Annotated in this window: 6 protein-coding genes; 5 read left to right on the top strand and 1 reads right to left on the bottom strand. The window is 59.2% G+C overall.

Annotated features, from left to right (window positions below; all coding sequences use genetic code 11):
* A partial coding sequence (locus ADADOO_RS05650) for an MlaD family protein (RefSeq protein ID WP_511275754.1) occupies positions 1 to 782 on the top strand: 782 nt, incomplete at its 5' end.
* Position 783: 1 nt separating this feature from the next.
* Positions 784 to 1,377 carry an ABC-type transport auxiliary lipoprotein family protein gene (locus ADADOO_RS05645; protein WP_511275753.1) on the top strand — a complete coding sequence of 198 codons (594 nt, stop codon included), beginning with the start codon at positions 784 to 786 and terminating at the stop codon, positions 1,375 to 1,377.
* On the opposite strand, the gene ADADOO_RS05640 is transcribed toward ADADOO_RS05645, so the two are convergent.
* Complete coding sequence (locus ADADOO_RS05640) at positions 1,374 to 1,997, bottom strand: TetR/AcrR family transcriptional regulator (protein WP_511275751.1); 624 nt, start codon at positions 1,995 to 1,997, stop codon at positions 1,374 to 1,376. The two genes, ADADOO_RS05645 and ADADOO_RS05640, sit on opposite strands and share 4 nt — an antisense overlap.
* A 113-nt stretch (positions 1,998 to 2,110) precedes the next feature.
* Between ADADOO_RS05640 and ADADOO_RS05635 the strand changes: the two genes are divergently transcribed.
* From ADADOO_RS05635 to ADADOO_RS05625, 3 genes are read left to right on the top strand one after another with little or no spacing between them, the layout of a single operon-like run.
* Entirely contained in the window at positions 2,111 to 2,863 is a 753-nt protein-coding gene (locus tag ADADOO_RS05635) for an electron transfer flavoprotein subunit beta/FixA family protein (protein ID WP_511275749.1), read from the top strand.
* Positions 2,864 to 3,796, top strand: coding sequence for an electron transfer flavoprotein subunit alpha/FixB family protein (locus ADADOO_RS05630; RefSeq protein WP_511275747.1), 933 nt, complete (start codon positions 2,864 to 2,866; stop codon positions 3,794 to 3,796).
* Between the two features lie 9 nt (positions 3,797 to 3,805).
* On the top strand, positions 3,806 to 4,471 hold the full coding sequence (locus ADADOO_RS05625) for an energy-coupling factor ABC transporter permease (protein ID WP_511275746.1): 666 nt from the start codon (positions 3,806 to 3,808) through the stop codon (positions 4,469 to 4,471).
* The last annotated feature ends 19 nt before the right edge of the window (positions 4,472 to 4,490 follow it).

Here is a 4,490-nt window from a genome sequence, read left to right as displayed (position 1 = left end):
TGAACCCGCAGGCGCAGGTTCGCTATCGTGGCATCCGGGTCGGCAAGGTCAGCGACATCCGCCTCGACCCCGAGGATTACAGCAATATTCTGGTGACCATCTCGGTCAACGAAGAGGTGCCGCTGACCAAGGGGACGGTCGCCAAGCTGAACTATCAGGGGGTGACCGGCCTGGCCCATATTCTGTTGCTGGAAACCGGCAAGGATAACGAGCCGCTGGTGCCAAACGATACGCACCCACCGCGCATTACGATGATTCCGTCCTTGCTCGAAGAGTTGGGCGAAACCGGCATGGCGACATTAAAACAAGCGCGCCAGTTGATGAGTAGCGCCAACGCCACGCTCGACGACGAAAATCGCGCGCTCCTGAAGGCGACGCTGGTCAATCTGGAAGCTGCCTCAGGTACCATGAAACCGGTGCTGGAAAACCTCAATACAACGCTGGTGCAATTCAGGAAGCTGCTTGATGACCGTAATATCCGGAATTTGTCACAGGCCGCCGGTGAAGTGCAGCCCCTGCTCGCCGATACCCGTGTCCTGATCGGCAAGATGCAGGTCGCTACGGACAAGTTCGACGTAGCGATCGGTGACGCTTCGGCCGGTGGAACCTCGGCCTTGATGCCGCGCCTCAACGAACTCGCCACCGATTTCTCGCTTACCTCGCGCCAGTTGAGCCGCGTTCTGCGGGTGCTCGAAGATACGCCGCAAGGCCTGGTCTTCGGTGCGCCAGCCCAGGTGCCCGGTCCAGGTGAAGCCGGCTTCAACCCGGCCGGGGAGAAATAAGATGTGCCGATTGCTTGTCCTGTTGCTTTGCGGTCTGCTCTCCGCCTGTTTCACGGCTGGCAAGCGCGGCGGCGATAGTGCGCTGGCCGTCTATGATTTTGGTCCGGCCCCAGCGAGCTTGTTGGCTGCGCCGCGCAAGCTGCCTATGGCGCTGGAGGTGCGGGCGCCGTTGTGGTTCGATTCGCAGGGCATTGATTATCGGCTCGCTTACGTCGATGTCGCGCACTTGCGCGAGTATGCTCGAGCGCGCTGGGCCGGTCCGCCGGCACAAATGATCGAGCAGCGACTGATGCAAGAACTCGATTATTCAATATCCGGGCAAGGGCAGGCACGTTGTCTCGTGCGTGTCGAAATAACCGAATTCAGCCAGTTGTTCAGCAGTCCGGAAAGCAGCAAGGGTGTGTTGCAAGGACGCGTCGTTCTGCTCGATCAGTCGCGTCGCCAGGTGGCCGAGCTGGATTTGAGAATCGAAAAACTCGCGGCCAGCCAGGATGCCCGCGGTGGGGTCGGCGCCTTGGCAGCAACCGTGGCGCAATTGGCCGCTGATTTGCTGGTTTGGGAGAGATCGCAAAGTTCCGGCGTTTGCGCCGGCTAGCTGGCAATGATGCGCTCGGCGATGCGTTGCTTGAGATCAGACAAATTGTCGTCGAAGTGCGTGTAATGCATCAGCGACAGGCCGAATACGCAAGCGTAGAGCAACAGGCTGCGGCTCTTGGCCTCGGCATCCGACATGCCGGATTCAACAAATAATTTTCGGGTGCAATCCAGCCGATAAAGATCGACCGCCTCAACGACTGCGGCAGCCTGCGGGTCGTGGCGCGCCCAGTCGCGAATGGCCAGTTCGATCGACATGCCCTTCCGGTTTCGGCTGGCCCCATACACTTCGATGGCATAGTGCAACTGCTGGCGCTCATTGCCGGCGGTCACCGAAGTCATCTTTTCGATGTCGCGGATGCGCCCGATTTTCCATTGCTCGAGCACGGCACAGAGTAGTGCCTGCCGATCCTTGAAATGCCAGTAAAAGCTGCCTTTGGTAACGCCGCAGCGCTTGGCCAGCACTTCGACGCGCAAACCGGTTACGCCTTCTTTTGCCAGCACGTCGATAGCCTCATCCACCCAGCGTTCCGGGTCGAGTTGAGTGCGTACCGCGGCCGCCCGCTTGCGGGGTTTAGCGGATGAGGATTTAATCAAGGGCTTGACAGGTTTGTTTTCCATACGCTACCGTATGCTTTTCCATACGACACAGTATGGTCATTGTGCTGGTTGAGTGATCGTCTGTCAAACAGGCGGCCGTAATTCAAAAAAGTCGAACCGAAAAGGAGATGCTGGTGAAGATTCTCGTCCCCGTAAAACGAGTCGTTGATTACAACGTCAAAGTCCGCGTCAAGGCCGACGGCACTGGCGTCGATCTGGCCAACGTCAAGATGAGCATGAACCCCTTCGACGAAATCGCCATCGAAGAAGCCGTCCGCCTCAAGGAAGCCGGCATCGCCAGCGAAGTCATCGCCGTCAGCTGCGGCGTCGCCGCCTGCCAGGAAACCCTGCGCACCGCCATGGCCATCGGTGCCGACCGCGGCATCCTCGTCGACTGTGGCGATACGGAAATCCAGCCGCTGGCCGTCGCCAAGCTCTTGAAGGCCCTCTGCGACAAGGAACAACCCCAACTCGTCATCTGCGGCAAACAAGCCATCGACGACGATGCCAACCAGACCGGCCAGATGCTCGCCGCCCTGCAAGCCTGGCCGCAAGCCACCTTCGCCTCCAAGGTCGTCATCGCTGGGGGCAAAGCGACGGTCACCCGCGAAATCGACGGCGGCCTCGAAACCCTCGAGATTTCCCTGCCAGCAGTCGTCTCCACCGACCTGCGCCTCAACGAGCCGCGCTACGCCACCCTGCCCAACATCATGAAAGCCAAGAAAAAGCCGCTCGACACCGTCAAGCCGGCTGACCTTGGCATCGACGTCACCCCGCGCCTGACCACCCTCAAGGTCGCCGAACCGGCCAAACGTTCCGCCGGCATCCGGGTTGCCGACGTCGCCGAACTCGTCAACAAACTCAAGAACGAAGCCAAGGTGATCTAAATGACCATTCTCGTTATCGCCGAACACGACCACCAACAGCTCAAAGCCGCCACCCTCAACACGGTTGCCGCCGCAGCGAAGATCGGTGGCGACATCCATGTCCTCGTCGCCGGATCAGGCTGCCAAGCCGCCGCCCAGGAAGCCGCCACGCTGAACGGGGTGAGCCTCGTCAAAGTCGCCGACGCCGCCCACTACCAGAGCCAGACCGCCGAGAACCTCACCGCACTCATCATCGCCAACGCCGCCGGCTACAGACACATCCTCGCCCCGGCCACCACCTTCGGCAAGAATCTCGCTCCCCGAATCGCTGCACTCCTCGACGTCGCGCAAATCTCCGAAATCACCGGCGTCGACAGCCCGGACACCTTCGTTCGTCCGATCTACGCCGGCAATGCCCTGGCTACCGTTAAGAGTGCCGACGCCGTCAAAGTCATCACCGTGCGCAGCACCGCTTTTGATACGGTCAACCGGGAAAATGGGGCAAAAATCGAAAGCATCGCTGCGGCCAACGATACCGCCCAAAGCACCCTGACCCACCGCGAACTGACCAAGTCCGAACGTCCCGAACTTGGTGCCGCCAAGATCATCGTTTCTGGTGGTCGTGGTCTGGGCAGTGGCGAGAACTACCACACCCTGCTCGAACCGCTTGCCGACAAGCTCGGTGCCGCCCTCGGCGCCAGCCGTGCCGCCGTCGATGCCGGTTTCGTGCCGAACGACTATCAGGTTGGCCAGACCGGCAAGATCGTTGCGCCGCAGCTTTACATCGCCGTCGGCATCTCGGGCGCCATCCAGCATCTGGCCGGCATGAAGGAGTCGAAAGTCATCGTCGCCATCAACAAGGATCCCGATGCACCGATCTTTCAGGTGGCGGATTACGGGCTGGTCGGCGATTTGTTCGAAGTGGTGCCGCAACTGGTCGGAGCCGTCGGCTAAAATAGCCATGTGAATCTGACAGATACCTTGATGGGCGAAGGGTGGTACTGGGCGGCCTGGATTGCCTGGGTGCTGTTTTTCGCCCGTAGTCTTTGGTGCGCCCCTTGGCGGCGACTAAAGGATTCCGAGCAGCTCAACGTTTGGCTCGGGATGGTCGTTTTGCTCACCGTAGTCTGGAGCCTGAAGGCTGGCATCAAGCCAGGCCTGACCTTTCACCTGCTTGGGGCAACGGTGTTTACGCTCAGCTTCGGGCCGCATCTGGCTTTTATCGGGCTTTCCTTGGTGACGCTCGGTGTTACCTTGAATGGTGCCGCCGGGCCGTTTGCCTATGCGGCCAATGCCTTGCTGCTGGCCGGTTTGAGTGTCGGGTTGAGCCAGTTTTTCTTTCGTATTTTTTCCGGCGCGCTACCCAAGCATTTCTTTGTTTTTATCTTCGTAAATGGCTTTCTCGGTGCTGCATTGACCATTGTCGGTGTTGGTTTTGCTGTAACGGTTCTGCTGGCAATGGCCGGTGCTTATCAATGGGACTATCTGTTCAGCGAATATTTCCCTTATTTCGTGCTGCTCGCTTTTTCGGAAGCGTGGTTGTCGGGGATGTTGATGACCTTGTTCGTCGTTTACCGACCTGAATGGGTGGGTAGCTTCGACGATTCGGCTTATCTGGCAGGAAAATAACAGCTACAATTTCAATAAT

This window comes from Azonexus sp. (genome assembly GCF_036170495.1).
Taxonomy (GTDB): Bacteria; Pseudomonadota; Gammaproteobacteria; order Burkholderiales; family Rhodocyclaceae; genus Azonexus.
The sequence above is the reverse complement of the archived record's forward strand: the minus strand, read 5'-3'. Positions and strand labels throughout refer to the sequence as shown.

Bases quoted from the DNA above. Each gene is read 5' to 3' on its own strand.
- ADADOO_RS05630 (WP_511275747.1), top strand. From the start codon at position 2,864: ATGACCATTCTCGTTATCGCCGAACACGACCACCAACAGCTCAAAGCC.
- ADADOO_RS05640 (WP_511275751.1), bottom strand. From the start codon at position 1,997: ATGGAAAACAAACCTGTCAAGCCCTTGATTAAATCCTCATCCGCTAAA.
- ADADOO_RS05645 (WP_511275753.1), top strand. From the start codon at position 784: ATGTGCCGATTGCTTGTCCTGTTGCTTTGCGGTCTGCTCTCCGCCTGT.